General features: G+C 73.6%; 24 protein-coding genes and 1 tRNA gene. 13 read left to right on the top strand and 12 right to left on the bottom strand.

Features of this window, described 5'->3' with window-relative positions; all coding sequences use genetic code 11:
- Window positions 1–3: 3 nt before the first annotated feature.
- Entirely contained in the window at window positions 4–390 is a 387-nt protein-coding gene (locus tag ACIRRS_RS27565; protein WP_402975989.1) for a MerR family transcriptional regulator, read from the bottom strand.
- Window positions 391–477: 87 nt separating this feature from the next.
- On the opposite strand from ACIRRS_RS27565, the gene ACIRRS_RS27560 reads away from it, so the two are divergent.
- Entirely contained in the window at window positions 478–1,362 is an 885-nt protein-coding gene (locus ACIRRS_RS27560) for an NAD(P)-dependent oxidoreductase (RefSeq protein WP_402975987.1), read from the top strand.
- Window positions 1,363–1,501: 139 nt separating this feature from the next.
- Here the strand turns inward: ACIRRS_RS27560 and ACIRRS_RS27555 are convergent.
- Together ACIRRS_RS27555 and ACIRRS_RS27550 are read right to left on the bottom strand one after the other, a co-directional pair.
- A tRNA-Pro gene (locus ACIRRS_RS27555) sits at window positions 1,502–1,575 on the bottom strand.
- 100 nt (window positions 1,576–1,675) lie between these two features.
- The gene (locus ACIRRS_RS27550; protein ID WP_402975985.1) at window positions 1,676–2,620 is read right to left on the bottom strand and encodes a metallophosphoesterase; all 945 of its coding nucleotides are present in this window, start codon (window positions 2,618–2,620) and stop codon (window positions 1,676–1,678) included.
- 108 nt (window positions 2,621–2,728) lie between these two features.
- Between ACIRRS_RS27550 and ACIRRS_RS27545 the strand changes: the two genes are divergently transcribed.
- Window positions 2,729–3,184: a GatB/YqeY domain-containing protein gene (locus tag ACIRRS_RS27545; RefSeq protein ID WP_402975983.1), complete on the top strand. Its 456-nt coding sequence runs from the start codon at window positions 2,729–2,731 to the stop codon at window positions 3,182–3,184.
- 101 nt (window positions 3,185–3,285) lie between these two features.
- Here ACIRRS_RS27545 and ACIRRS_RS27540 read toward each other — a convergent pair whose 3' ends face one another.
- Window positions 3,286–5,565, bottom strand: coding sequence for a transglycosylase domain-containing protein (locus tag ACIRRS_RS27540; RefSeq protein ID WP_402975981.1), 2,280 nt, complete (start codon window positions 5,563–5,565; stop codon window positions 3,286–3,288).
- A gap of 504 nt (window positions 5,566–6,069) precedes the next feature.
- Here ACIRRS_RS27540 and ACIRRS_RS27535 point away from each other — a divergent pair.
- Window positions 6,070–6,393, top strand: coding sequence for a WhiB family transcriptional regulator (locus ACIRRS_RS27535; protein WP_030240986.1), 324 nt, complete (start codon window positions 6,070–6,072; stop codon window positions 6,391–6,393).
- Between the two features lie 72 nt (window positions 6,394–6,465).
- On the opposite strand, the gene ACIRRS_RS27530 is transcribed toward ACIRRS_RS27535, so the two are convergent.
- Both ACIRRS_RS27530 and ACIRRS_RS27525 read right to left on the bottom strand, forming a co-directional pair.
- Window positions 6,466–7,650: an ArsA family ATPase gene (locus ACIRRS_RS27530; RefSeq protein ID WP_402975979.1), complete on the bottom strand. Its 1,185-nt coding sequence runs from the start codon at window positions 7,648–7,650 to the stop codon at window positions 6,466–6,468.
- Window positions 7,647–8,720: an ArsA-related P-loop ATPase gene (locus ACIRRS_RS27525; RefSeq protein WP_402975977.1), complete on the bottom strand. Its 1,074-nt coding sequence runs from the start codon at window positions 8,718–8,720 to the stop codon at window positions 7,647–7,649. Before ACIRRS_RS27525 ends, ACIRRS_RS27530 begins: the two co-directional genes overlap by 4 nt.
- A gap of 240 nt (window positions 8,721–8,960) precedes the next feature.
- On the opposite strand from ACIRRS_RS27525, the gene ACIRRS_RS27520 reads away from it, so the two are divergent.
- From ACIRRS_RS27520 to ACIRRS_RS27500, 5 genes are all read left to right on the top strand, one after another.
- Window positions 8,961–9,119, top strand: a complete 159-nt coding sequence (locus ACIRRS_RS27520) for a DUF4177 domain-containing protein (protein WP_094743074.1) — start codon at window positions 8,961–8,963, stop codon at window positions 9,117–9,119.
- Window positions 9,116–9,583, top strand: coding sequence for a RidA family protein (locus tag ACIRRS_RS27515; RefSeq protein WP_402975975.1), 468 nt, complete (start codon window positions 9,116–9,118; stop codon window positions 9,581–9,583). Before ACIRRS_RS27520 ends, ACIRRS_RS27515 begins: the two co-directional genes overlap by 4 nt.
- A 78-nt stretch (window positions 9,584–9,661) precedes the next feature.
- Window positions 9,662–10,528, top strand: a complete 867-nt coding sequence (locus ACIRRS_RS27510) for an NUDIX hydrolase (protein WP_402975973.1) — start codon at window positions 9,662–9,664, stop codon at window positions 10,526–10,528.
- 94 nt (window positions 10,529–10,622) lie between these two features.
- On the top strand, window positions 10,623–10,793 hold the full coding sequence (locus ACIRRS_RS27505) for a hypothetical protein (RefSeq protein ID WP_402975971.1): 171 nt from the start codon (window positions 10,623–10,625) through the stop codon (window positions 10,791–10,793).
- Window positions 10,790–11,623 carry an MBL fold metallo-hydrolase gene (locus tag ACIRRS_RS27500; protein WP_402975969.1) on the top strand — a complete coding sequence of 278 codons (834 nt, stop codon included), beginning with the start codon at window positions 10,790–10,792 and terminating at the stop codon, window positions 11,621–11,623. The genes ACIRRS_RS27505 and ACIRRS_RS27500 overlap by 4 nt, the downstream gene beginning before the upstream one ends.
- A gap of 65 nt (window positions 11,624–11,688) precedes the next feature.
- On the opposite strand, the gene ACIRRS_RS27495 is transcribed toward ACIRRS_RS27500, so the two are convergent.
- The 4 genes from ACIRRS_RS27495 to ACIRRS_RS27480 all read right to left on the bottom strand — a co-directional run bounded on the left by ACIRRS_RS27495 (window position 11,689) and on the right by ACIRRS_RS27480 (window position 13,697).
- Window positions 11,689–12,363 carry a Crp/Fnr family transcriptional regulator gene (locus ACIRRS_RS27495; protein WP_030288117.1) on the bottom strand — a complete coding sequence of 225 codons (675 nt, stop codon included), beginning with the start codon at window positions 12,361–12,363 and terminating at the stop codon, window positions 11,689–11,691.
- 232 nt (window positions 12,364–12,595) lie between these two features.
- Window positions 12,596–13,225 carry an RraA family protein gene (locus ACIRRS_RS27490; RefSeq protein WP_402975967.1) on the bottom strand — a complete coding sequence of 210 codons (630 nt, stop codon included), beginning with the start codon at window positions 13,223–13,225 and terminating at the stop codon, window positions 12,596–12,598.
- A 95-nt stretch (window positions 13,226–13,320) separates the two neighbouring features.
- Window positions 13,321–13,449 (bottom strand): hypothetical protein, encoded by a 129-nt coding sequence (locus ACIRRS_RS27485; RefSeq protein ID WP_402975965.1) that lies wholly within the window; start codon window positions 13,447–13,449, stop codon window positions 13,321–13,323.
- A 62-nt stretch (window positions 13,450–13,511) separates the two neighbouring features.
- The gene (locus ACIRRS_RS27480) at window positions 13,512–13,697 is read right to left on the bottom strand and encodes a hypothetical protein (RefSeq protein ID WP_402975963.1); all 186 of its coding nucleotides are present in this window, start codon (window positions 13,695–13,697) and stop codon (window positions 13,512–13,514) included.
- A gap of 181 nt (window positions 13,698–13,878) precedes the next feature.
- On the opposite strand from ACIRRS_RS27480, the gene ACIRRS_RS27475 reads away from it, so the two are divergent.
- Window positions 13,879–15,099, top strand: coding sequence for a helix-turn-helix domain-containing protein (locus ACIRRS_RS27475; RefSeq protein WP_402975961.1), 1,221 nt, complete (start codon window positions 13,879–13,881; stop codon window positions 15,097–15,099).
- A gap of 186 nt (window positions 15,100–15,285) precedes the next feature.
- Entirely contained in the window at window positions 15,286–17,355 is a 2,070-nt protein-coding gene (locus ACIRRS_RS27470; protein WP_402975960.1) for a tetratricopeptide repeat protein, read from the top strand.
- On the opposite strand, the gene ACIRRS_RS27465 is transcribed toward ACIRRS_RS27470, so the two are convergent.
- Window positions 17,306–18,583 (bottom strand): hypothetical protein, encoded by a 1,278-nt coding sequence (locus tag ACIRRS_RS27465; RefSeq protein ID WP_402975959.1) that lies wholly within the window; start codon window positions 18,581–18,583, stop codon window positions 17,306–17,308. The genes ACIRRS_RS27470 and ACIRRS_RS27465 overlap by 50 nt on opposite strands.
- 40 nt (window positions 18,584–18,623) lie before the next feature.
- On the bottom strand, window positions 18,624–19,058 hold the full coding sequence (locus ACIRRS_RS27460; RefSeq protein ID WP_402975957.1) for a hypothetical protein: 435 nt from the start codon (window positions 19,056–19,058) through the stop codon (window positions 18,624–18,626).
- Window positions 19,059–19,275: 217 nt separating this feature from the next.
- Here ACIRRS_RS27460 and nth point away from each other — a divergent pair, with 217 nt between their 5' ends.
- Genes nth through ACIRRS_RS27445 form a run of 3 tightly spaced genes read left to right on the top strand, consistent with a single transcriptional unit; the run spans window position 19,276 to window position 22,101 of the window.
- On the top strand, window positions 19,276–20,127 hold the full coding sequence (gene nth / locus ACIRRS_RS27455; RefSeq protein WP_402975956.1) for an endonuclease III: 852 nt from the start codon (window positions 19,276–19,278) through the stop codon (window positions 20,125–20,127).
- Window positions 20,124–20,858 carry an NUDIX hydrolase gene (locus tag ACIRRS_RS27450; protein ID WP_402975955.1) on the top strand — a complete coding sequence of 245 codons (735 nt, stop codon included), beginning with the start codon at window positions 20,124–20,126 and terminating at the stop codon, window positions 20,856–20,858. The genes nth and ACIRRS_RS27450 overlap by 4 nt, the downstream gene beginning before the upstream one ends.
- 58 nt (window positions 20,859–20,916) lie before the next feature.
- Window positions 20,917–22,101, top strand: coding sequence for a MarP family serine protease (locus ACIRRS_RS27445; protein ID WP_402975953.1), 1,185 nt, complete (start codon window positions 20,917–20,919; stop codon window positions 22,099–22,101).
- Window positions 22,102–22,149: the final 48 nt, after the last annotated feature.

The raw sequence follows: 22,149 nt of genomic DNA, 5'->3' as shown, positions 1-22,149 counted from the left end.
CCTTCACCCTGCCGCGCCCTTGCGGATGAGGTCGCTCGGGGCGGGGGAGCCGGTGATGCGGTCCAGGAGGGTGCGGGCGGCGGCGAGTTCGTCGATCCGGTGGGTGAGGAGGGCGCGGTGGCGGGCCAGGGCGGTCAGGAGTTCCGGGCAGGTCGGGCCGGAGCGGCGCTGGCCCGGGGGCGGGAGGCCGGGGAGGATCTCGGCGATGGTGGCGCTGTTGAGCCCGGCGGCGAGGAGGGTGCGGATGCCGTGGACGGCGTCCACGTCCCGCTCGGCGTACTCGCGGTAGCCGCTGGGGCGGCGCTCGGGGGTGAGCAGCCCCTGCTCCTCGTAGTAGCGCAGGGCGCGCGGGGTCGTCCCGGTGCGCCGGGCGAGTTCTCCGATCCGCATCGCGGGCAACCTCCTTGGTCGAAACCGGGCTTGACCGGCTTGACCGGCTTGACTCTGACGCCGACGTGAAGCCCTAGCGTAAACGCCGTGCCGAACCGACGATCTTCCTCAACCACCCCCGCCCGTACCGCCGTTGCCGTCCTCGGCCTGGGCCCGATGGGCCGGGCGCTGGCCCGGGCCCTGCTCGCGGCCGGGCATCCGACCACCGTCTGGAACCGCACGCCGGGCCGCGACGCCGAGGCGCTCGCCCTCGGCGCCCGCCCGGCGGCGAGCGCCGCCGGGGCGGTGGCCGGCGCCCCGCTCGTCCTGCTCTGCGTCCGCGACCAGACGGCCGCCCGGGCCGTCCTGGACGCCGCCTCCGAGGCCCTGCCCGGCCGTACGGTCGTCAACGCCACCTCCCTCACCCCCGAGGACGCCAGGGCCAACGCCGACGCGGCCCGGGCCTTCGACCTCCTCGACGCCGCGATCCTCACCCCGACCGGGACCATCGGCGGCCCCGGGGCCACCCTCCTGGTCAGCGGCCCCGCCGAGGCCTTCACCGCGCACCGGGGAACCCTCGCCGCCCTCGGCACCGTGCGCCACGTCGGCGAGGACCCGGGCCGGGCCGCCGCCTTCGACGCGGCCGTCCTGGACCTCTTCTGGACCACCGTCCACGGGTACGTCCACGCCCTCGCCCTGGCCCGCGCCGAGGGCATCACCGGCGCCGAACTGGCCCCCTACGCCCAGGGCCTGCCACTCCTGCTGCCACCTCTGATCGAGGACTACGCCCACCGCGCCGACACCCGCCACCACCCCGGCGACCGCAGCACCCTCGCCTCCGCCGAGGCCGGCCTCGCCCACGTCGCCCGCACCGCCCGCTCCCGCGGCCTGGACACCTCCGTCCTGGACGCCGCCCTCACCCTCACCCGCCGCGCCGTCGCCGCCGGCCACGGCCCGTCCGGCGTCTCCGCCCTCGTCGACCTCCTGGCCTGACCGCCGCCGGACCGGAGCCGGCCCCTCCACTGAGAACGCCTCAGCAGGAATTCCCCGGGGATTCTCCCGAAAGCCCCGGGGAAAACAGTCAGGGCCGGTGACCCTTGCGGGTCACCGGCCCTGAGCTGGTGTTACTGGGTCGGGGTGGCGGGATTTGAACCCACGGCCTCTTCGTCCCGAACGAAGCGCGCTACCAAGCTGCGCCACACCCCGGTCCTGCGGTTTGTCGCTCCGTCTCCGTCGCAACGAGTAGAACTCTACCGGACGCTCGCCGAGACACGAAATCCGGTTTCGGGCGGGCGTCCGGGCGGGGTCAGCGGGGGGCCGGGGTGAGGGTGAGGAGGGTGGCTTCGGGGGGGCAGGCGAAGCGGATGGGGGTGTAGCGGTTGGTGCCGCAGCCGGCGGAGACGTGGAGGTAGGAGCGGCGTCCGCCGGCGGTGTGGGTGGAGAGGCCCTTGACCCGGTCGGTGTCGAGGTCGCAGTTGGTGACGAGGGCGCCGTAGAAGGGGATGCAGAGCTGCCCGCCGTGGGTGTGGCCGGCGAGGATCAGCGGGTAGCGGTCGGCCGTGAAGGCGTCGAGGACGCGCAGGTAGGGCGCGTGGACGACGGCGAGGGAGAGGTCGGCGTCGGCGGAGGGGCCGCCGGCGACCCGGGCGTAGCGGTCGCGGCGGATGTGCGGGTCGTCGAGGCCGGTGAACTCCAGGTTGAGGCCGCCGACGGTGAGGCGGCCCCGGGCGTTGGTCAGGTCGAGCCAGCCCGCGGCGTCGAAGCCGTCGCGCAGCTTCTCCCAGGGGTTGTGGACGGCGCCGACGACGCCGGGGTTGGCGGAGCCGTCGGGGTTGTTCATGCCGTGGACGCCGCTGCGCAGGGCCTGGAGGTAGCGGGCGGGGTTCTTGGGGGCGGGGCCGTAGTAGTCGTTGGACCCGAAGACGTAGACACCGGGGAAGTCCATCAGCGGCCCGAGGGCGTCGAGGGTGGCCGGGACGCCGAGCGGGTCGGAGAGGTTGTCGCCGGTGTTGACGACGAGGTCGGGGCGCAGGCCGGCGAGGCTCTGGAGCCAGCGCTGCTTCTTGCCCTGTCCGCTCACCATGTGGATGTCGGAGACCTGCAGCACGCGGATCGGTCGGGCGCCGTGCGGCAGGACGGGGATCTCGACCCGGCGGAGCCGGAAGGATCGGACCTCGTACCCGACGGAGTAGGCGAGGCAGGCGGCGCCGACGGCGGCGACACCGAGGGGGACGGAGTACAGCGGTCGCATCGTTCCATGGTCTCAGACGGGGGATCAGGTGGCGGCACCGCCCGGGGCGGCGTCGGCGGCGGCGATATTGCCGGGCGCCCGTACCCCGCAGGTGGGAGACTTGCGGCCATGACCACGCTCAAGGCGCAGCTGCAGGAGGACCTCACGGCTGCCATCAAGGACCGGGACGAGCTGCGCTCGTCCACCATCCGGCTCACGCTGTCCGCCGTCACCAGCGAGGAGGTGGCGGGCAAGGAGAAGCGCGAGCTCTCGGACGACGAGGTGCTCAAGGTGATCGGCCGGGAGGCGAAGAAGCGCCGGGAGGCGGCCACCGCCTTCGACGACGCCGGCCGTACCGAGCAGGCGGCCCGGGAGCGCCTGGAGGGCGAGGTGCTGGCCGGGTACCTGCCCAAGCAGCTCTCCGACGAGGAGCTGGCCGCGATCGTGGCCGCCGCCGTCGCCGAGAGCGGGGCGAGCGGCCCGCAGGGGATGGGCGCCGTGATGAAGCTGGTGCGCCCGAAGGTGGACGGCCTGGCGGAGGGCGGCCGCGTCGCCGCAGCGGTGAAGGCCGCGCTCGCGGGCTGATTCGGCGGTACGACGAAGGGGCGCCCTCTCGGAGGAGGGCGCCCCTTCACGCGTCCGTACGTTCACGCGTCCGTACGTTCACGCGTCCGTACGGGCGGGCGTCAGCCGGTCCCGCCGTTGCCGCCGCCGCCGTGCTTGCCGCCCGGCCCGCCGGCGTTCCCGCCGATCACGCCCGGCGGGAAGGTGAACCCGCCGCCGATCACGCCTCCGGCGTTGGTGCCCCCGCCGTTGCCGCCTCCACCATTGCCGGGCGGCGGCGGGTTGCCGCCGGGCGGGGGCTGGTTCGGGTCGGCCGGCGGGGTGGCGCCCCCGGGCGGGGTGGCCGGCTGCGGGTCCGGGATGTTGATGGTCTGGATCGGGTCCTGCGGGCTGCCCTTGAGCGCCTGGTTCATCGCCATCTGCCAGATCGGGCCGGGGCCGTCGGCGCCGAAGACCTCGTCGAAGTGGTGGCCGCCGATGGTGATGTTCTTCATCTTCACGCCGCCGTTGGGGCCGCCGAGCCAGACCGAGGTGGCCAGCGACGGGGTGTAGCCGCTGAACCAGGCGGCCTTCTTCTCGTCGGTGGTACCGGTCTTGCCGGCGATCTTGCGGCCGTCGTCGAGCTGGAGGGCGGCGGCGGTGCCCTTCTCGGTCACGTTCAGCAGGACGGTGTTGAGCGCGTCCGCCGTGTTCTCGGAGAAGGCCTGGCTGCACTGGGTCTGCGGGACCTTCAGTTCCTTGCCGTCGACCGTCGTGATCTTGTTGATCGCGACGGGGGTGCAGTACTTGCCGCGGGCCGCGAAGGTCGCGTAGACGTTCGCCATGGTCAGCGGGGAGAGCTCCATGACGCCCAGGACCATGGACGGCACCTCCTTGAAGGAGTCGCCGCTGGCGGACTGGGTGATGCCCAGCTTGTTGGCCATCTGCTTCATCGCGCAGAGGCCGACCTGCTGCTCCATCTCCACGAAGTACGTGTTGACGGAGCGCGCCATGGCCTCCTTCAGTTGGTACGGGCCGACCTCGCTGGCCTGCTCGTTCTTCACCGAGGCCTTGGCCTCGCCCGGCTTCGGGATGTTCTTCCAGGTGCCCTCGCAGGTGGACATCGAGGGGTAGTCGATCTTGTTCTCGGACGGGAAGGCCTGGGTGGGCGACATGCCCGACTCCAGGGCCGCCGCGGCCAGGATCGGCTTGAACGTCGAACCGGTCTGGAAGCCGTTGCCGCCGCCCATGGCGGCGTCGACGTTCAGGTTGAGCACGGTCTGGTTCTTGTTGCCGTCCAGGCCGTACGGGCGGGTCTGGGCCATCGCGAGGATCTTGCCGGTGCCGGGCTCCATCATGGTCGCGGCGGCCGACACGGGGTCGGTGACGTTGACCTTCTTGGTGACGGCGTTCTGCGCGGCGGCCTGCTTGTCCGGGTCCAGCGTCGTGTAGATGTTCAGGCCGCCGGTGTCCCAGAGCTTCTTGCGCTCCTCGGCGCTCTTGCCGAAGGACGGGTCCTGCTTGACCACGTGGCGCACGTAGTCGCAGAAGAAGCCCATGCCGGCCTGGGCGGTGATGCAGCCGTTCTGCGGGTCCTTGTACTTCAGGCCCAGCGGGGCGGCCTTCGCCTCCTTCGCCTGGTCGGCGGTGATGTGCTTGTTCTCCAGCATCTTGTCGATCACGACGTTGCGGCGCTTGACCGTGTTGTCGGGGTAGCGCACCGGGTCGTAGGACGACGGGTTCTGCACTATCCCGGCGAGGGTGGCGGCCTCGGCGACGGTCAGGTCCTTGTTGCTCTTGCTGAAGTAGCGCTGGGAGGCGGACTCGACCCCGTAGGCCTGGTGGCCGTAGAAGGTGATGTTGAGGTAGTTGGTGAGGATCTGATCCTTGGTCAGGTCCTCCTCCAGCTTGATGGCGACCTTGAGCTCCTGGATCTTGCGGCCCAGGGTCTTGCGCTGGGCCTCCAGGACGGCGGCCTGGTCGTCGCCGGCCTTCTCGACGTTGACGTTCTTCACGTACTGCTGGGTCAGCGTCGAGGCGCCCTGCGAGTTGGTGCCGCTCTCCGCGTTCTTGCCGAGCGCGCGCAGGATGCCCTTGAGGTCGACGGCGCCGTGCTCGTAGAAGCGGGCGTCCTCGATGTCGACCTGGGCGTGCCGCATCAGGGGCGACATCTGGTCGGCGGTGAGGACGGTGCGGTCGCGCTCGTAGACCTTGGCGATCAGGCCGCCCTTGGCGTCGAAGATCTGGGTGGCCTGGGTCAGCGGCGGGGTCTTGAAGTCGTCGGGGATGTTGTCGAAGCTCTCCGCCGTGTCCTTGGCGGTGAGCCCGATGGCGCCGACGGCGGGCAGGACCAGTCCGGCCAGCAGGACTCCGGACAGCACGCTCACGCCCAGGAACTTCATGCCGTGGCCGGCGAAGTCCAACGGTGATCCGCCGCTCTTGGGGCGCGGAGCTCCGCTGTTTCCTGGGGGCCGGGGTGCCTGGGAGCGGTTCGGTGCCATGGGGAGAACCCTACGTCGCGGATTCCCGCACACCGGGGCAGGTGTTCGCCTAGGCTTGTCACAAGCTTGCGACAGCTTCGGTGCGTCAACATCATTCACTCTTGTGAGTGGGGAGACTTGCCTGAATTGCCCGAATTCCGGGGGGTTTTGAGGCAGCTGTGGCCTGCTGTACCCGTGTGAACCGTAGCGCTCCGTGATGACGCGCGTGGCGAGAGTACGGGCGCCACACCTGGCAAGGCTTGCGACCTGCGATCACTCCAACGAGTGAGCTGACCGATACCCATAGTCCAATCGGGTCATTCGAGATTGAGCCCGAAGGGGCTGTTGCAAGCTGTCGTTCTTCCGTAACGTCCTCAACTGGCAACGGTGAATATGCCGTTGCCGCCGTGGGGGAGCCTCGAATCATCGGGAGAGGACGGCGCCGGCATGGGCTGGGTTGACGACTGGAGTGCGCAGGCCGCCTGCCGCACGAGTGATCCGGACGAGCTGTTCGTCCAGGGGGCGGCGCAGAACCGCGCGAAGGCGGTGTGCAGCGGGTGCCCCGTGCGCACGGAGTGCCTCGCGGACGCGCTGGACAACCGGGTCGAGTTCGGGGTGTGGGGCGGGATGACGGAGCGCGAGCGCCGGGCGCTGCTGCGCCGCCGCCCGACGGTCATCTCGTGGCGCAGGCTGCTGGAGACGGCCCGTACGGAGTACGAGGAGTCCCTGGCGACCGGCGTGATACTGACGGACTACGCCCAGGCGGGCTGAACCCCGGTCGGCCCGAGGCCCGCCCGGGGTTCGGCCCCGTCACGACCCCGTCCCACCATCCCGGCCCACGACTCACACGGCTCCGCCGAGCCGCCCCCCGATCTCGCGCAGCCCGTCCAGGTCGTGCACGTCGCCGGGCAGCGCGGCCACCTCGACGATCGGCACGTCCGGGTACACCGAGACGAAGCGGTCGCGGGTGCGGCGCTCGCGCCCCATGATCTGCATCCGCTCGGCGTGCAGCCGCAGCAGCCCCGCCGCGAGTGCCTCCGCCTCCGGCGACGAGTGCTCCGAGCCGTTCTCCTCCAGCGCCTCGGCGGCCGCCAGCGCCCGCTCCGCGGTGAGCTGCGGCGCGCCCGTGCCGTGCACCCGGTTGAGCACCAGCCCGGCCAGCGGCATCCGGTCCGCGGCGAGCCTGTCGACGAAGTACGCCGCCTCGCGCAGCGCGTCCCGCTCCGGGGCCGCCACCACCAGGAACGCCGTGCCCGGAGCCTTGAGCAGCTGGTACGTGCGGTCCGCGCGCTCCCGGAAGCCGCCGAACATCGAGTCCGTCGCACTGACGAACGTCTGGACGTCGGTGAGCAGTTGGGCGCCGAAGATCTTGCCCAGGGTGCCGGTGAGCAGGCCCATGCCCGCGTTGAGGAAGCGCATCGCGCTGCGGCCGCCGACCTTGGCGGGCGCGGTCAGGATGCGGATCACCCGGCCGTCGAGGAAGGAGCCGAGGCGGTTGGGCGCGTCCAGGAAGTCCAGGGCCGAGCGCGAGGGCGGGGTGTCGACCACGATGAGGTCCCACTCCTCGGCGGCGCGCAGCTGCCCGAGCTTCTCCATCGCCATGTACTCCTGCGTGCCCGCGAAGCCGGCCGACAGGGACTGGTAGAAGGGGTTCTCCATGATCGCCCGGGCCCGCTCCGGCTCGGAGTGGGCGAGCACGACCTCGTCGAAGGTCCGCTTCATGTCGAGCATCATCGCCTGGAGCTCGCCGTCGCCGGTGACGCCCTTGACCACCCGGGGGGTGTTGTCGAGCTCGGTCAGGCCCATCGACTGGGCGAGGCGCCGGGCCGGGTCGATGGTCATCACCACGACCTTGCGGCCGCGCTCGGCGGCCCGCAGGCCGATCGCCGCGGCGGTGGTGGTCTTGCCGACCCCGCCGGAGCCGCAGCAGACGATGATCCTGGTCCTCGGGTCGTCGATCAGCGCGTCCACGCCGAGACGCTTCTCCGTGCTCCGCACGCCGTTGCCCGTACCCGCGCCGCCGCTCACGCCGCCCCCTGCCGCTTGAGTTCGCCCGCCAGCCGGTACAGCCCGCCGAGGTCCACGCCCTCGCCCAGCAGCGGCAGTTCGTACGTGGGGAGCCGCAGCCGCTGCAGGTCGGCGCGCCGGGCGCGCTCCAGCTCGACCCGCTCGGCGTGCTCCCTGGCCTGCTCCAGCAGCGGGTCGAGCAGCGGCTCCACCGCCGCCCGGATGGTCTCCGGCTTGCGGGAGCGCCCGCCCAGCCCGGCCTCGCCGAGGGCCAGGGCGACGTCCTCGCGGTGGTCGCCGTCCACCGCGGCCACGGCCGCCGCGTCCAGCACCGGCGGACGGACCAGGTTGACCATCACCCCGCCCACCGGGAGCTTCGCCTCGCGCAGCTCGTCGATGCCGTCGACGGTCTCCTGCACGGGCATCTCCTCCAGCAGGGTCACCAGGTGCACGGCCGTCTCCGGGGACTTGAGCACCCGCATCACCGCCTGCGCCTGGGTGTGTATCGGGCCGATCCTGGCCAGGCCGGCGACCTCGGAGTTGACGTTCAGGAAGCGGGTGATCCGCCCCGTCGGCGGGGCGTCCATGACCACCGCGTCGTAGCGCCGCCGCCCGTCCGGGCCCTTGCGCCGGGAGGCCTCGCAGGCCTTGCCGGTGAGCAGGACGTCCCGGACGCCGGGCGCGACGGTGGTGGCGAAGTCGACGAACCCGACCTTCTGCAGGGCCTTTCCGGCCCGGCCGAGCTTGTAGAACATCTCCAGGTACTCGAGCAGCGCCTGTTCCGTGTCGATCGCCAGCGCGAACACCTCGCCGGGCGCCCCCTCCCCGGCGGGCAGGCCCAGCTGGGGGCGGGCGACGGAGGCGATCCGGCGCTCCTCGTACGGCAGGGCGGCGATGCCGAACAGCTCGGCGATGCCCTGGCGGCCCTCGACCTCGATCAGCAGCACCCGCCCGCCGTCCGCGGCGAGCGCCAGTGCCAGCGCCGCGGCCAGCGTGGTCTTCCCGGTGCCGCCCTTGCCGCTGACCACGTGCAGCCGGACGCCCTCCCAGTCGGGGTCGCGCCGGGCCGCCTGGCCGGGGGTGCGTGCCACGCTCCGTCTCCGTCCGTTCCGTCGTACGGGCGTTTCCCGCCGCGTCGTCCTCGCGGCGGGGCCCTCTCGCGAGGGTAACCAGGGACCGCGCCGGATGCCCGGAGCCCCCGGGGTACCAGGCCCAGATCATGCCCGCTTTGTGTGCCACCTCACACGCCGCCCGCCCGGTACCGGCCCGGAGCCCGCCCGGCGCCCGCCCGTTGGAACCCCGGGCGGAGGCGGCTCGTCTAGAGTCTGGCCATGACCAAGTGGGAATACATGACGGCGCCCCTGCTGGTGCACGCGACCAAGCAGATCCTGGACAACTTCGGCGAGGACGGCTGGGAGCTGGTCCAGGTCGTTCCGGGCCCGAACCCGGAGCAGCTGGTGGCCTACTTCAAGCGGGAGAAGAACGCATGAGCGCGGTCGAGTCGAAGCTCGCCGAGCTGGGCCTGACCCTGCCGCCGGTGGCCGCCCCGGTCGCCGCGTACGTGCCGGCCGTCCGCGCGGGCGAGTTCGTCTTCACCTCCGGCCAGCTGCCGGTCGTCGGCGGCAAGCTGCCGGTCACCGGCAAGGTCGGCGCCGAGGTGTCCCCGGAGGAGGCCAAGGAGCTGGCGCAGACCTGTGCGCTGAACGCCCTGGCCGCCGTGAAGTCGGTGATCGGCGACCTCGACCTGATCGAGCAGGTCGTCAAGGTCGTCGGCTTCGTCGCCTCCGCCGCGGACTTCACCGGCCAGCCGGCCGTGATCAACGGCGCCAGCGAGCTGCTCGGCCGGGTCCTGGGCGAGGCCGGCGTGCACGCCCGCAGCGCCGTCGGCGTCGCGGTGCTGCCGCTGGACGCCCCGGTGGAGGTCGAGCTCCAGGTGCGCGTCAAGGCCGCCTGAGTCCGATCATCCGATCGTGATCACGGAGGCGGGGTTCGGCCCTGTCCAACCCCGCCTCCGTGCGCTTAGCATCCGGGCATGGACCATCGAGCGACGACGCTCCCGATGCCGCCCGGCTGGCCCGCCCGCATCCGGGCGGTCGACTCCGGCGTGCTGACCCCGCCGGTGCCCCGGCTCGCCGCGACCGTCGTGCTGCTGCGCGACGCGGCGGACGGCCCGCAGGCGTACCTGCTGCGGCGGCGCACGTCGATGGCCTTCGCGGCCGGGATGTACGCCTACCCCGGCGGCGGGGTCGACCCGCGCGATGCCGAGGTCGAGACCGGCTGGGCCGGGCCGACGCCCGAGCAGTGGGCCGAGCGCCTCGGGGTGGACGCCCCGACGGCGCGGGCGGTGGTCTGCGCGGCCGTCCGCGAGACCTTCGAGGAGGCCGGCGTGCTGCTGGCCGGCCCCGACGCCGAGGGCGTGGCCGCGCCCCGCGACTGGTCCGCCGAGCGGGCCGCGCTGGAGGCGCACGAGCTCTCCTTCGCCGAGTTCCTCCGCGACCACGGCCTGGTGCTGCGCAGCGACCTGCTGGGCGGCTGGGCGCGCTGGATCACCCCGGAGTTCGAGGAGCGCCGGTACGACACCTGGTTCTTCGTCGCCGCGCTGCCGCCCGGGCAGGACGCGGCGCTGGAGGTCGGCGAGGCCGACCGCGTCGCCTGGCTCACCCCGGCCGAGGCCGTCCGGGGCCACGCGGAGGGCCGGTTCGGGATGCTGCCGCCGACCGTGACCGTCCTGCGCGAGTTGTCGCCCGCCCGCAGCGCCGCCGAGGCGCTGGCCGCGGCGGCCGGGCGTCGGCTGGAGCCGGTGCTCGGCCGCGCCGAGGTGCGAGGGGACCGGCTGACCGTGCGTTGGCCGGGGTACGACGAACTGACCATCGACGGGGAGTTCCCCGAGGGCTCCTGAACGTTCTCCCGCTGATGCCTGTACGTCTGAGTGCACGAGTACTCCGAGTACGCCGAACAGATCCGAGTACGCCGAACAGAAAGGACGACGCCCGATGGCCCACAACGACGTGGTTCGCCGGACCGCCGCCGTGCTGCCCGCCCGCCGCCTGACCTCCCGCGCCCCGGCCGCCGAGCCGGTGTCCTTCGTCGAGGTCGCCCAGCGCGCCCTCGTCCGGGCCCTGCCCCTGAGGGTCCTGCACCGTGATGCCGAGAGTGGTCGATGAGTCTTCTGCCCGGTGACCCCGCCGCCGCCATCGGCGGCGAGGCCACCCCCCGTGCGCTGTGCGTACTGGCGCCGAACCCGTCCCCGATGACGCTGGACGGCACCAACACCTGGCTGCTCGCCGAGCCCGGCTCGGACCTCGCGGTGGTGATCGACCCGGGCCCGCTGCACGAGGGCCACCTGCGCCGGGTGATCGACCTCGCCGAGGAGCGCGGCCAACGCATCGCGCTGACCCTGCTCACCCACGGCCACGCCGACCACTCCGAGGGCGCGGCCCGCTTCGCCGAACTGACCGGCAGCGAGGTGCGGGCCCTGGACCCGGCGCACCGCCTGGGCTCCGAGGGCCTGGTCGGCGGCCAGCGCCTGGACGTCGGCGGACTGGACCTGCGGGTGGTCGCCACCCCCGGCCACACCTCGGACTCGCTGACCTTCCACCTCCCCGAGGACGGCGCCGTCCTCACCGGGGACACCGTGCTCGGCCGGGGCACCACGATGGTCGCCCACCCGGACGGGCGGCTCGGCGACTACCTGGACTCCCTGCGCCACCTGCACACGATGGCCTCCCACCACGGCGTGCGGACCGTCCTGCCCGGGCACGGCCCGGTGCTCGCGGACGCGCTCGGCGCCGTCGACTACTACCTGGCCCACCGGGCCGCCCGGCTCGCCCAGGTGGAGACCGCCGTGGAGGCGGGCTGCCGCACCTCCGCCGAGGTGGTGGCCCGGGTCTACGCCGACGTCGACCGGGCGCTGTGGCCGGCCGCCGAACTGTCGGTACGGGCCCAGCTGGACTACCTGCGGGACCACGGGCTGATCCCCGAGCAGGACTGGTGACCTGCTGAAACACCGAAGGGCCGGTCCGCGGGGACCGGCCCTTCGAGGTTCAGCGGGTGGGCGCGTCAGCGCGAGCGCCGCGACAGCCGCTCGACGTCCAGCAGGACGACCGCGCGGGCCTCCAGCTTGAGCCAGCCGCGGCCGGCGAAGTCGGCGAGCGCCTTGTTGACCGTCTCGCGGGAGGCGCCGACCAGCTGGGCCAGCTCCTCCTGGGTGAGGTCGTGGGCGACGTGGATGCCCTCCTCGGACTGCACGCCGAAGCGGCGGGAGAGGTCCAGCAGGGCCTTGGCGACGCGGCCGGGCACGTCGGAGAAGACCAGGTCGGACATCACGTCGTTGGTCCGGCGCAGACGGCGGGCGATGGCCCGCAGCAGCGCGATGGAGACCTCGGGGCGGGCGTGCAGCCAGGGCTGCAGGTCGCCGTGGCCCAGGCCGAGCAGCTTGACCTCGGTCAGCGCGCTCGCGGTGGCGGTGCGCGGGCCCGGGTCGAACAGCGACAGCTCGCCGATCATCTCGCTGGGGCCGAGCACGGCGAGCATGTTCTCGCGGCCGTCCGGCGAGGCACGGTGCAGCTTGACCTTGCCCTCGGCGACGACGTACAGCCGGTCGCCCGGGTCGCCCTCGTGGAACAGCGACTCACCACGGGCGAGGGTGACCTCGGTCATGGAAGCGCGCAGCTCGCCGGCCTGTTCGTCGTCGAGTGCCGCGAAGAGTGCGGCGCGCCGCAGAACGTCGTCCACGTGCTTCCTCCTTCTCGGCCTTCGGGCGGGTGGGCCGTCCGGCGCAAGTTCCGTTCAGTGTTCTGCATCACCAAGCATGGCGCATGTCGCTCCGATCATATGAGGAGGGGGTGTGGGGAGGTGTGCTGCGCGGGGCCATTCGTACCGGCGGGTCACCATGGACGGCGCCCGCCGGACCCTCTTCGTCGAACATGTGATCGACGGATTCGAACGGCGGCGGACCCTCCCCGGCTCAGCCGGTGAAGCCCAGTTCGGCGAGGCTGCGGTCGATCCGGGCGCGGTGCGCGGCCTCCCAGTCGTCCAGCGTCTCGGCGGCCTCCTTGGCCAGCTTCGCCCGCGCGGCGGCCAGCACCTCGGCCCGCCGGGCGGCGGGCACGACCACCACGCCCTCCTCGTCGGCCACCACGACGTCACCGGCCCCGACCGTCACGCCGCCGCAGAGCACCTCCTCGCCGTGGGTGCCCAGGGCCTCCTTCGCGCCGGGGATCGGGATCACGCCCCGGGCGTACACGGGGAAGCCGAGCTCCCGGACCTCGCCGAGGTCGCGGATCAGGCCGTCCGCGACGAAGGCGGCGACGCCCCGGCGCTGCGCGACGGCGCAGACGTTGCCGCCGGCCAGGGCGTGGTCGAGGTCGCCGGACTCGACGACGATCACCGCGCCGGGCCCGGCCCGGTGGATCGCGGCGTGCAGCATCAGGTTGTCGCCGGCCGGGCAGCGGACGGTGAACGCCGGGCCGGCCACCCGGGGCCCGCCCGTCCACAGCGGGCGGATGCCGATGTCCATCACCTGGGCGCGGCCGAGGACGTCGGCCAGGGTGGTGGTCGGGACGTCACGGAAGTCGTCGGTGCTGTCGGTGCTCATGGTGCTCCCCCTCGGATCGGACCGGCCCATCGGCCCATCGGCCCATCGGTCAATCGGCCTTCGAAGGGTAGGACACGGCCGCCCGCGCGGTCGGCTCAGCCGCGACGGCGCCGGCGGACCCCGGCCTCCCGGGCGATGGTGTCCGTGGTGCCGAGGATGGCGACCTGGAGGGCGGCGCCGGCGAAGGCGGTGACGAGACGGGCGATCCGGCGGGTGCTGCTCATGGTGGTGGCTCCTTCGGTCGTGGTTCGTGAGGCGGCGTCAGCGGTCTTCGAGGCTCCGGAGGTCACCGGGGGAGGAGCAGGCGCGGCAGGTGCCTGACGATGTGGTGGTCGGCGGTCCTGCCGACGGGCGCCTTGGGCGAGGGGGCGGCGTCGGGGCCCGGGGCCTCCTGACAGGCGGTCAGCGAGAGCGCCGCGAGTGCGGCGGTCGCGGAGGCGACGGCCAGGCGGCGGGTTCGGGCGATCGGCATGTCGGCGGGCCTTCCGGGTACGGTGTGGCGCTTGGATGACCGAAGCTTGTGAGGTGGTTCGTCCCAGCCGCTACGGCTGGCGGCGAACTCGGTACGTTGGAACGCCGATACGGGCTCTGAACAGGGGAAACGGCTGAGCCTGGAACGGTGGAACGGGACGCTGGGCGATCGGAGGCACGGGGTGTCGGGGGAGACGGGAACGGCGGGGACCGAGGGGGCGGCGGAGTTCGCGCGGCTGCTGAGCGGGCTCAAGGAGCGCTCGGGGCTGAGCTACGGAACGCTCGCCAAGCGGCTGCACATGAGCACCTCGACGCTGCACCGGTACTGCAACGGGACGGCGGTGCCCACCGAGTTCTCACCGGTGGAGCGGATGGCCCGGGCCTGCCGGGCGACGCCGGAGGAGCTGGTGGAGCTGCACCGGCAGTGGATCCTGGCGGACTCGGGGCGCGGGCGCAGGGCGGCGGCGGTCGCGAGGCCGGCGTCCGCGTCAGACCAGGCCTCCGGGGAGATCGACCGGTCGGCGGCCGTCGAGGTGCGGACCGCGCCCGGCTCGCCGCGCCGCCGCCGGACGGCGCTGATCGCCTCCGTGGCGGCCGTGGTCGTCCTGGCCGCGGCGGTGGTGCTCGCGATCCGGCCGGCCCCGAAGGACGGCGGCGGGACGGCGGTGGCCCCGGCCGTCGCCACCACCAGCGCGTCCGAGGCCCCGTCCGCGGCGGCGGAACCGCCACCGGCTCCGACCCAGGCCCAGGCCCAGACCCCGAGCCCGACCGCCACCACGACCACTCCGGAGGCCGACGACGGCCCCGCCCCGATCACCGTCCGCGTCCGCCCGTACGTCTACTCCGACCCGTGCAGCCAGCACTTCCTCGTCCACCGCGAACCCGGCCAGGTCGGCCCGCCCGCCGCCGAACAGGACGCCCGGAGCTGGGCCGCCAAGTACGGCGCGGTCTCTTCCGACGAGCAGCTGGTCGCCCTGACGGCGCAGGGCACCGGCGCCGACACTGTCGTCCTGAACGCGCTGAACGTCCGGATCGTCTCCAAGTCCGCGCCCCTGGCCTGGAACGACTACGCGATGGGCAACGGCTGCGGCGGCGGGGTCGAGTCCAAGGCCTTCGACGTGGACCTCGACCGGGGCAGCCCCACCGCCACGGCGAGCCACGGCCAGCGCCCGTTCCCGTACAAGGTCAGCGAGTCCGACCCGGAGGTCTTCTACGTCACCGCGCACACCAAGGCCCACGACGTCCGCTGGGAGTTGAGCATCGACTGGTCCAGCGGCACCCGTCACGGCGTCCTGCGCGTCGACGACTCCGGCACCTCCTTCCGCACCAGCTCCGCCACCGGCCGCCCGGGCTACGACTCCCCGCCGGGCGGCCCCGGCTGGACCAGGCGGACCGTGGGCTAGCGATCAGTTCCGTTACCCCGAAGGGGGATTCGCCCGGGGTGGGCGGCGCGGCGCGATACGGTTGAACAGGACGCAACAGGCTGGGCGGTGGCGAACTCCTGCGCCACGTACGACCGGGGGTGTGGTGTGGTGGATCCGCTGTCGTTGTCGGCGGTCACGGCGTTCTTGGCAGCGGCCGGCACGAGCATGGCCACCGAGATGGGCAAGCGGCTCTGGGAGACCGTGGGCGTGGTGACATCGCGGGTGCTGGGACGCGAGGTTCCGGCACCCGCCGGGCCGGACGAGCGGGAGGCGCTCGCCGCCCTGCTCGTCGCCGAGGCCCGCCGCAGCCCCGCGCACGCCAGGGAACTGGCCGCCCTGATGAGCGTCGCCGGTACGGGCGGGGGCGCCCAGGGGGTGCCCGAGCAGCTGCCGACAGCGACCCGGCACTTCACCGACCGCAAGCGCCCGCTGGCCCTGCTCGACCGTGAGGCCTCCCGCAAGCCGGACGGGCTCCCCAAGGTGGCGGTCCTGCACGGCCCGGAGGGCATCGGCACCAGCACCGTCGCGTACCGCTGGGGCCACGGTGCCAAGAGGTTCCCGGACGGAACGCTGTACGTGGACCTCCGGAGCGGTTCGGTGAGCACCGCCCCGACCGCGGCCACCGTCCTGCGGAGGTTCCTCCCCGCGCTCGGCCTGCCGGCGGACTCCATGCCCCTCACGGTGGACGAGCGGCTCAACCGCTACCGCGTCCTGCTCGCCGACCGGCGGATGCTGGTCGTGCTCGACCACGCCCAATCCGCCGCCCAGGTGAGGCCGCTGATCACGGGGGCGCCCGGGGTGTTCACCGTGGTCGTCGCCCGCAGGCCGCTCACGGGCCTGGACGCCGTCGCCATCCCGGTCGAGCCGCTGTCCCACAAGGACGCGAAGTCCTTCCTCGCCAAGCTCGTCGGAGGCCCGGCGATGAAGGCCGCCCGGGAGGCCCTTCCGGCGCTCCTGGAGGACTGCGCGGGCAACCCGTTCGCGCTCCGGGCCCGGGCCGAGCACCTGGCCTCCGGCACGCCCGTCGGCCGGCGGGCGGGTGCGGTGAACGCGCCGTCCCCCGTACGGGTGGCGGTCGAGGACGCGTACGGCCTCCTCGCCCCGGACGCCGCCAGGTTCTACCGGCTGTGCGCGCTGCGGCCGTGGTCCGCCCTCGGCGCGGGTGCGGCGGGCGCGGCGGCGGGTGTGGAGGAGGCCGAGGCGCAGCGGCTCCTCGCCGAACTGGCCGAAGCGCACCTGCTCGAGGCCACCGAGGACGGCCGCTACCGCTACCGCCCGGCCGTGCTGGCCCATGCCCAGGAGTTCGCGGGCCGCGAGGACGGCATGGCCGGTTCGGCGGCGTCCGTGCGTCGTGCGGTGGAGTGGTGCCTGCGCTTCGCCGTACGTGCCGACTTCGCGGCCCTGGCGGGGCGTTGGCACGTCAGTGCGCTCTTCGAGCAGTTCGGCAAGGGCGACTACGCCGATCCGGGCGCGGCGATCGAGGCGCTGGCCGCCGAGTCGGACAACCTGGTCGAAGCGGTGCTCGCCGCCGAGGAGTTCGGATTCGTCGAGCTCGTCTGCCCGCTCGTCGAGGCGCTCTGGGCCCTCCAGCTCAAGACGGGGTGCGGCGAGGCCCTGATGCCCGCGCTGAGGGCCGGGGTCCGCGTCGCCGACGAACACTTCGCCGGCACCAGGACGGCCGGTCGCATGCACGTCCAACTGGCCTTCGCGCACATGGACTCGATGCGCGACGACGAGGCCGAGAACGAGCTGAGGGCCGCCGCGGACGTGGAGGCCCTGGCGGAGCACCCGCGCGGGCAGGCGACGGCCGTCGAGTCGCTCGGCCTGCTGCGGTTGCGGCAGTGGCGGTTCCGGTCCGCGTTCGAGAGCTTCGAGGAGGCCGACCGGGCGCTCGACCGGATCGGGCCCGGCGACGACGGCGAGAAGGACCTGCCGCGCGCCCGCGCACTGCTGCAACGCCACCGGGGGCGGGCCCTGATCGGCCTCTCGCGATTCGAGGAGGCGCGGCAACGGCTGGACGCGGCACTGGAGTTCTTCCAGGAGACCCTCCAGGAGGACTACAACACGGCCCGCGTGCTCACCGACCTCGCCGAACTGCTGTGCGCCCAGGCCGACTTCGCCGCCGCCCTCCCGCTGATCGACCGGGCGAGCGCCCTGCTGCGCAGGGAGAACGCCACCGCCCACCTCAGGTACCTGGACGGCCTCCGGGACCGCTGCGCTCCTCACGGACAGTGACCCGCTGAACGACCGCCCCGGCCCGCACCGTCAACACCTCCGGGGCGTCCGACCGTTCGGCCAGCAGTGCGTGCAGCGCCGAGGCGTACGCGCCGGGGTCGACGGCGGGCCCTGTGCCCTCCGCCGCCAGGTGCAGCCGCAGCCCGCTGCGGTGCAGCGCGTGGCACTCGCGCGGCCCGGTGACGTACGCGGCGAGCGAGGCCGCGCGGTGGCGGGCCAGCACCTCGGCGGCCCAGGCGTGCGGCGGGCCGAGGCGCGGGTCGTCGGCCGCGCCGTACCGCAGGACCACGTCGGCGAGGTCCAGCACGCCGGGGTCGAGGGTGTCCTCGTGCACCGCGAGGTGGCTCCCCCCGTTGTCGTCCCCGCCCCCCGGCTCGTACCGGGGATCGGCGAACCGCCGTACGGCGATGGCGCCGTCCGCGTCCGTCCGGGTGAGCACCCGCAGCGGCGCCGTGCGCAGCGGCGGCTCGTACGGGGGCAGCGGCAGCGGGTCGAGCACGGCGGGGTCCGGCGGTTCGGGGATGCCGATCAGCCGGTGGAACAGGCCGCGCAGCAGCGCCGCCGAGCGCCCGGGCGCGGAGCTGGTCGACTCGGCGGGGCCGGGCAGGGGCCGGTGCTCGGCGAGCAGCTTCTCGACCTGGGGCGGCAGCGCGCCGTACGGGTCGAGGCGGGGCGCGGTGCGGACGAACTCCGCGACGGGGGAGGTCTCGCCGAGCGCCTCCAGGCCCGGGGCGCCGAGCAGGACGGGGGTGCCGAGGGCGGCGGCGTAGTAGCTGACGGACCCGTAGTCGCCCAGGACGAGGTCGGCGGCGACGACGGCCTGGCGCCAGCCGTCGACGGGGTCGACGAGGGCGAGGCCGGCACGGCGGGCCCGGTCGAGCCAGAGCCGGACCTGGCCGGGGCCGTGCCCGTGCCAGATGTTGGGGTGCAGGACGGCGGCCAACCGGTACTCGTCGGCGGGGAGTTCGGAGGTCAGCCGGGGGAGGAGCAGGGGGAGGACGTCCTCGGGGCCGGCGTCGCCGAACAGGGCGGTCGGGTTCCAGGTGGAGTTCAGCAGGAGGAGCCGCTGGCCGGGGAGGACGCCGAGGGCGCGGCGGTAGCGGTCGCGGTGGTGGCGGGCGGTGAGGAGACGGTCGTAGCAGGGGTCGCCGGCGAGGACGGCGGCGGGCAGCGCCTCGGGGCAGGAGGCGGCGAGGCGGTCGATCTGCTCGGGATGGGAGAACACCATGGCGTCCGCGATCGGCGCACCGTCGTCGGAGAGGACCGACTCAGGGCCGAGGCCGAAGACACCCGGCGTCCGGCGTCCGGCGTCCGGCGTCCGGCGTGGGGAGCTTCTTATTGTATCCAACCCCATGTGACAGGACGACCAACTTCCCCTGGATATGGTCGAGTTGGCCCCCGTAGCTGGCCGATATCGCCAGGTCCACCGGCGTCGCGAGCGCCTGCTCCCAGGGCAGGACCGGCACCCCCGTCGCCTCCAGCAGCTCCGCCACCCCCGCTTGGAACGGCGAGGACCCGGTGCAGGTCGCCAGGACCTGCACCCGCAGGTCGTCCCGGAACAGCGGCAGCACGTCCAGCAGCCGGGTCGCCGAGGTGACGTTGTGGACGACCAGCAGCACCGTCCGGCACCGCCCCCGGGTGGCCCACCGGCCCGCCTCCGCCCCGACCGGCACCCGGACCCAGCGCCCCGCGTCCTCCCCCACCCCGCCCTCCTCCCGCCCTCGCGCCACCGCCCCGTGTCGATCTTGAGGCCGACTCGCCAACCTACCGCTCCGACATCCGCTCCAGGAGCAGCAGGGCGCATCCTGCGGCTGGTGGAGGACGAGGCCCTGCGCCGGGCCCGGGATCGACGGACTCGGGCCCTCCGCTCCGGCGTGAAACCGGTCACGCGTGGAGAGTTGATCGGCGTAGCCTTCGTGCATGGCAGAGAGCAAGGTCCGCAAGGCCGCAGCGCCCGAGCCCCGGAAGCCGGAGTCGCACCTGGCGATGGTGCGGCGGGCGCGGCGGATCAACCGCGAGTTGGCGGAGCTGTACCCGTACGCGCACCCGGAGCTGGACTTCGACAACCCGTTCGAGCTGCTGGTGGCCACCGTGCTGTCGGCGCAGACCACCGACCTGCGGGTCAACCAGACCACCCCGGCCCTGTTCGCGAAGTACCCGACGCCCGAGGACATGGCGGCGGCGAACCCGGAGGAACTGGAGGAGGTCATCCGCCCGACCGGGTTCTTCCGGAACAAGGCGAAGTCGCTGATCGGCCTCTCGGTCGCCCTGCGCGACGAGTTCGGCGGCGAGGTCCCCGGCCGCCTCGCCGACCTGGTGACCCTGCCCGGCGTCGGCCGCAAGACCGCCAACGTCGTCCTCGGCAACGCCTTCGGGGTGCCCGGGATCACCGTGGACACCCACTTCGGGCGGCTGGCCCGCCGGTTCGGGTGGACGGCGGAGGAGGACCCGGTGAAGGTCGAGGCGGCCGTCGCCGAGATCTTCCCGAAGTCCGAGTGGACGATGCTCTCCCACCGCGTCGTCTTCCACGGCCGCCGGATCTGCCACTCCCGGAAGCCCGCCTGCGGCGCCTGCCCGATCGCGCCGCTGTGCCCGTCGTACGGGGAGGGTGAGACGGACCCGGAGAAGGCGGCCAAGCTGCTCAAGTACGAGATGGGCGGCCGGCCCGGCCAGCGGCTGCGCCCGCCGGCGGACTTCCCCGGCGAGGCCGCCGCCCGCGCCGACGCCGCCGCCCACCAGGGGCGCCCGGCGGACCGGGCGGTGGAGGCGTGAGCGCCCGGGGCATCGAGCGGGACGGCCTGCCGCAGTGGCTGGAGCCCGTGCGGGAGGCGGCCGAGCGGGTGCTGCCCGAGCAGCTGAGCCGCTTCCTGCCGCCCACCGAGGGCGGCCGGGCGGCCGCCGTGCTGATGCTGTTCGGCGAGGGCCCGGACGGGCCGGACCTGCTGCTGATCGAGCGGGCCCGATCGCTGCGCTCGCACGCCGGCCAGCCCTCCTTCCCCGGCGGCTCGCTGGACCCGGAGGACGGCGACCCGGCCGGCCCGGGCCCGATCGCGGCGGCGCTGCGCGAGGCGTGGGAGGAGACGGGCCTGGACCCGGCCGGGGTGCAGGTGTTCGCCGAGCTGCCCCGGCTCTTCATCCCGGTGAGCCGCTTCGTGGTGACCCCGGTGCTGGGCTGGTGGCGCGAGGAGTCGCCGGTGCGCCCGGTGGACGCGGGCGAGACCGGCGCGGTGTTCCGGGTGACCATCGCCGAGCTGGCGGACCCGGCGAACCGGGTGCGGCTGCGGCACCCGTCCGGGCACATCGGCCCGGCCTTCGCCGTGGCCGGGCGGCTGGTGTGGGGCTTCACGGCCGGGGTGATCGACCGGGTCCTGCACCACAGCGGCCTGGAGCTGCCCTGGGACCCGTCCCGGATCGTCTCCCTCTCCGACGAGGCCCTCGCCCTGGTGCAGGGCGACCTCGACCACTCCGGGGCGCTGCTGGGCGGCGAGACCGGCACCGCGTGACGGGCGGGGCGGGGGGAGGTCCCAGCGGCCCGCCCCCCGTCCGTGGGAGGGTGTCGGGGTGAACGTCCTGGATGTGCTGCTGATCGCCGCCGCTGTGGGATTCGCCGTGTCCGGCTACCGGCAGGGGTTCGTGGTGGGAATCCTGTCGCTGGTCGGCTTCCTCGGTGGCGGCCTGCTGGCCGTCCAACTGCTTCCGCTGCTGCTGGACCACCTCAGCCCGGGCACCACGGCCTCGGTGGTGGCCGTGGTGGTCGTGATCGTCTTCGCCGCGATCGGCCAGGCCGTCACCGCGCACTTCGGCTGGAAGCTGCGCGGCCACATCGAGCGCCGCCCGGCCCGGGTGATGGACGCGACCGGCGGCGCCGCCGTGAACGTGCTGTCGATGCTGCTGGTCGCCTGGCTGATCGGCTCGGCGCTGGCCGGAACGTCCCTGCCGACGGTCTCCAAGCAGGTCCGCTCCTCGAAGATCCTGGCCGGCGTCCAGAACGCGCTGCCGGAGGACGCCCCGAACTGGTTCTCCGACTTCTCCAAGGTGCTCGCCCGCAACGGCTTCCCCCAGGTCTTCAACCCCTTCGAGCACGAGCCGATCACCCAGGTCGACACGCCCGACCCGGCCCTGGCCGCCAGCCCGGCGGTGGCGAAGGCCAAGCAGAGCCTGGTCAAGGTGGTCGGCACCGCGACCTCCTGCGGCAAGACCCTGGAGGGCAGCGGCTTCGTCTTCGCCCCGCACCGGGTGATGACCAACGCCCACGTGGTCGGCGGGGTCGACGAGCCGACGGTGCAGATCGGCGGCGTCGGCCAGCTCTACGACGCGACGGTCGTCCGCTACGACTGGCAGCGCGACATCGCGATCCTGGACGTGCCGAAGCTGAACGCCCCGCCGCTGGCCTTCGCGGGCGAGGCGAAGACCAACGACAGCGCGATCGTCGCCGGCTTCCCGGAGAACGGCGCCTTCAACGTCCAGCCGGCCCGCATCCGCGGCCGCATCCAGGCCAACGGCCCGGACATCTACCACCGCGGCCAGGTGGTCCGCGACGTCTACTCCGTACGGTCGGTGGTCCGTCAGGGCAACAGCGGCGGCCCGCTGCTCACCCCGGACGGCCAGGTGTACGGCGTGGTGTTCGCCAAGTCGCTGGACAGCGCCGACACCGGGTACGTGCTGACCTCCGCCGAGGTGCGCGAGGACGCGGAGCAGGGCAGCACGGCGAGCACCAGGGTCGACACCCAGGGCTGCGCGCTCTGACGGGGGGCCGGGTCGGCCCTGCTTCCCGTCGCTCCGTCAGTCCTGCCT

It is taken from the genome of Kitasatospora sp. NPDC101183 (genome assembly GCF_044767945.1).
Lineage (GTDB): Bacteria > Actinomycetota > Actinomycetes > Streptomycetales > Streptomycetaceae > Kitasatospora.
The sequence above is the reverse complement of the archived record's forward strand: the minus strand, read 5'-3'. Positions and strand labels throughout refer to the sequence as shown.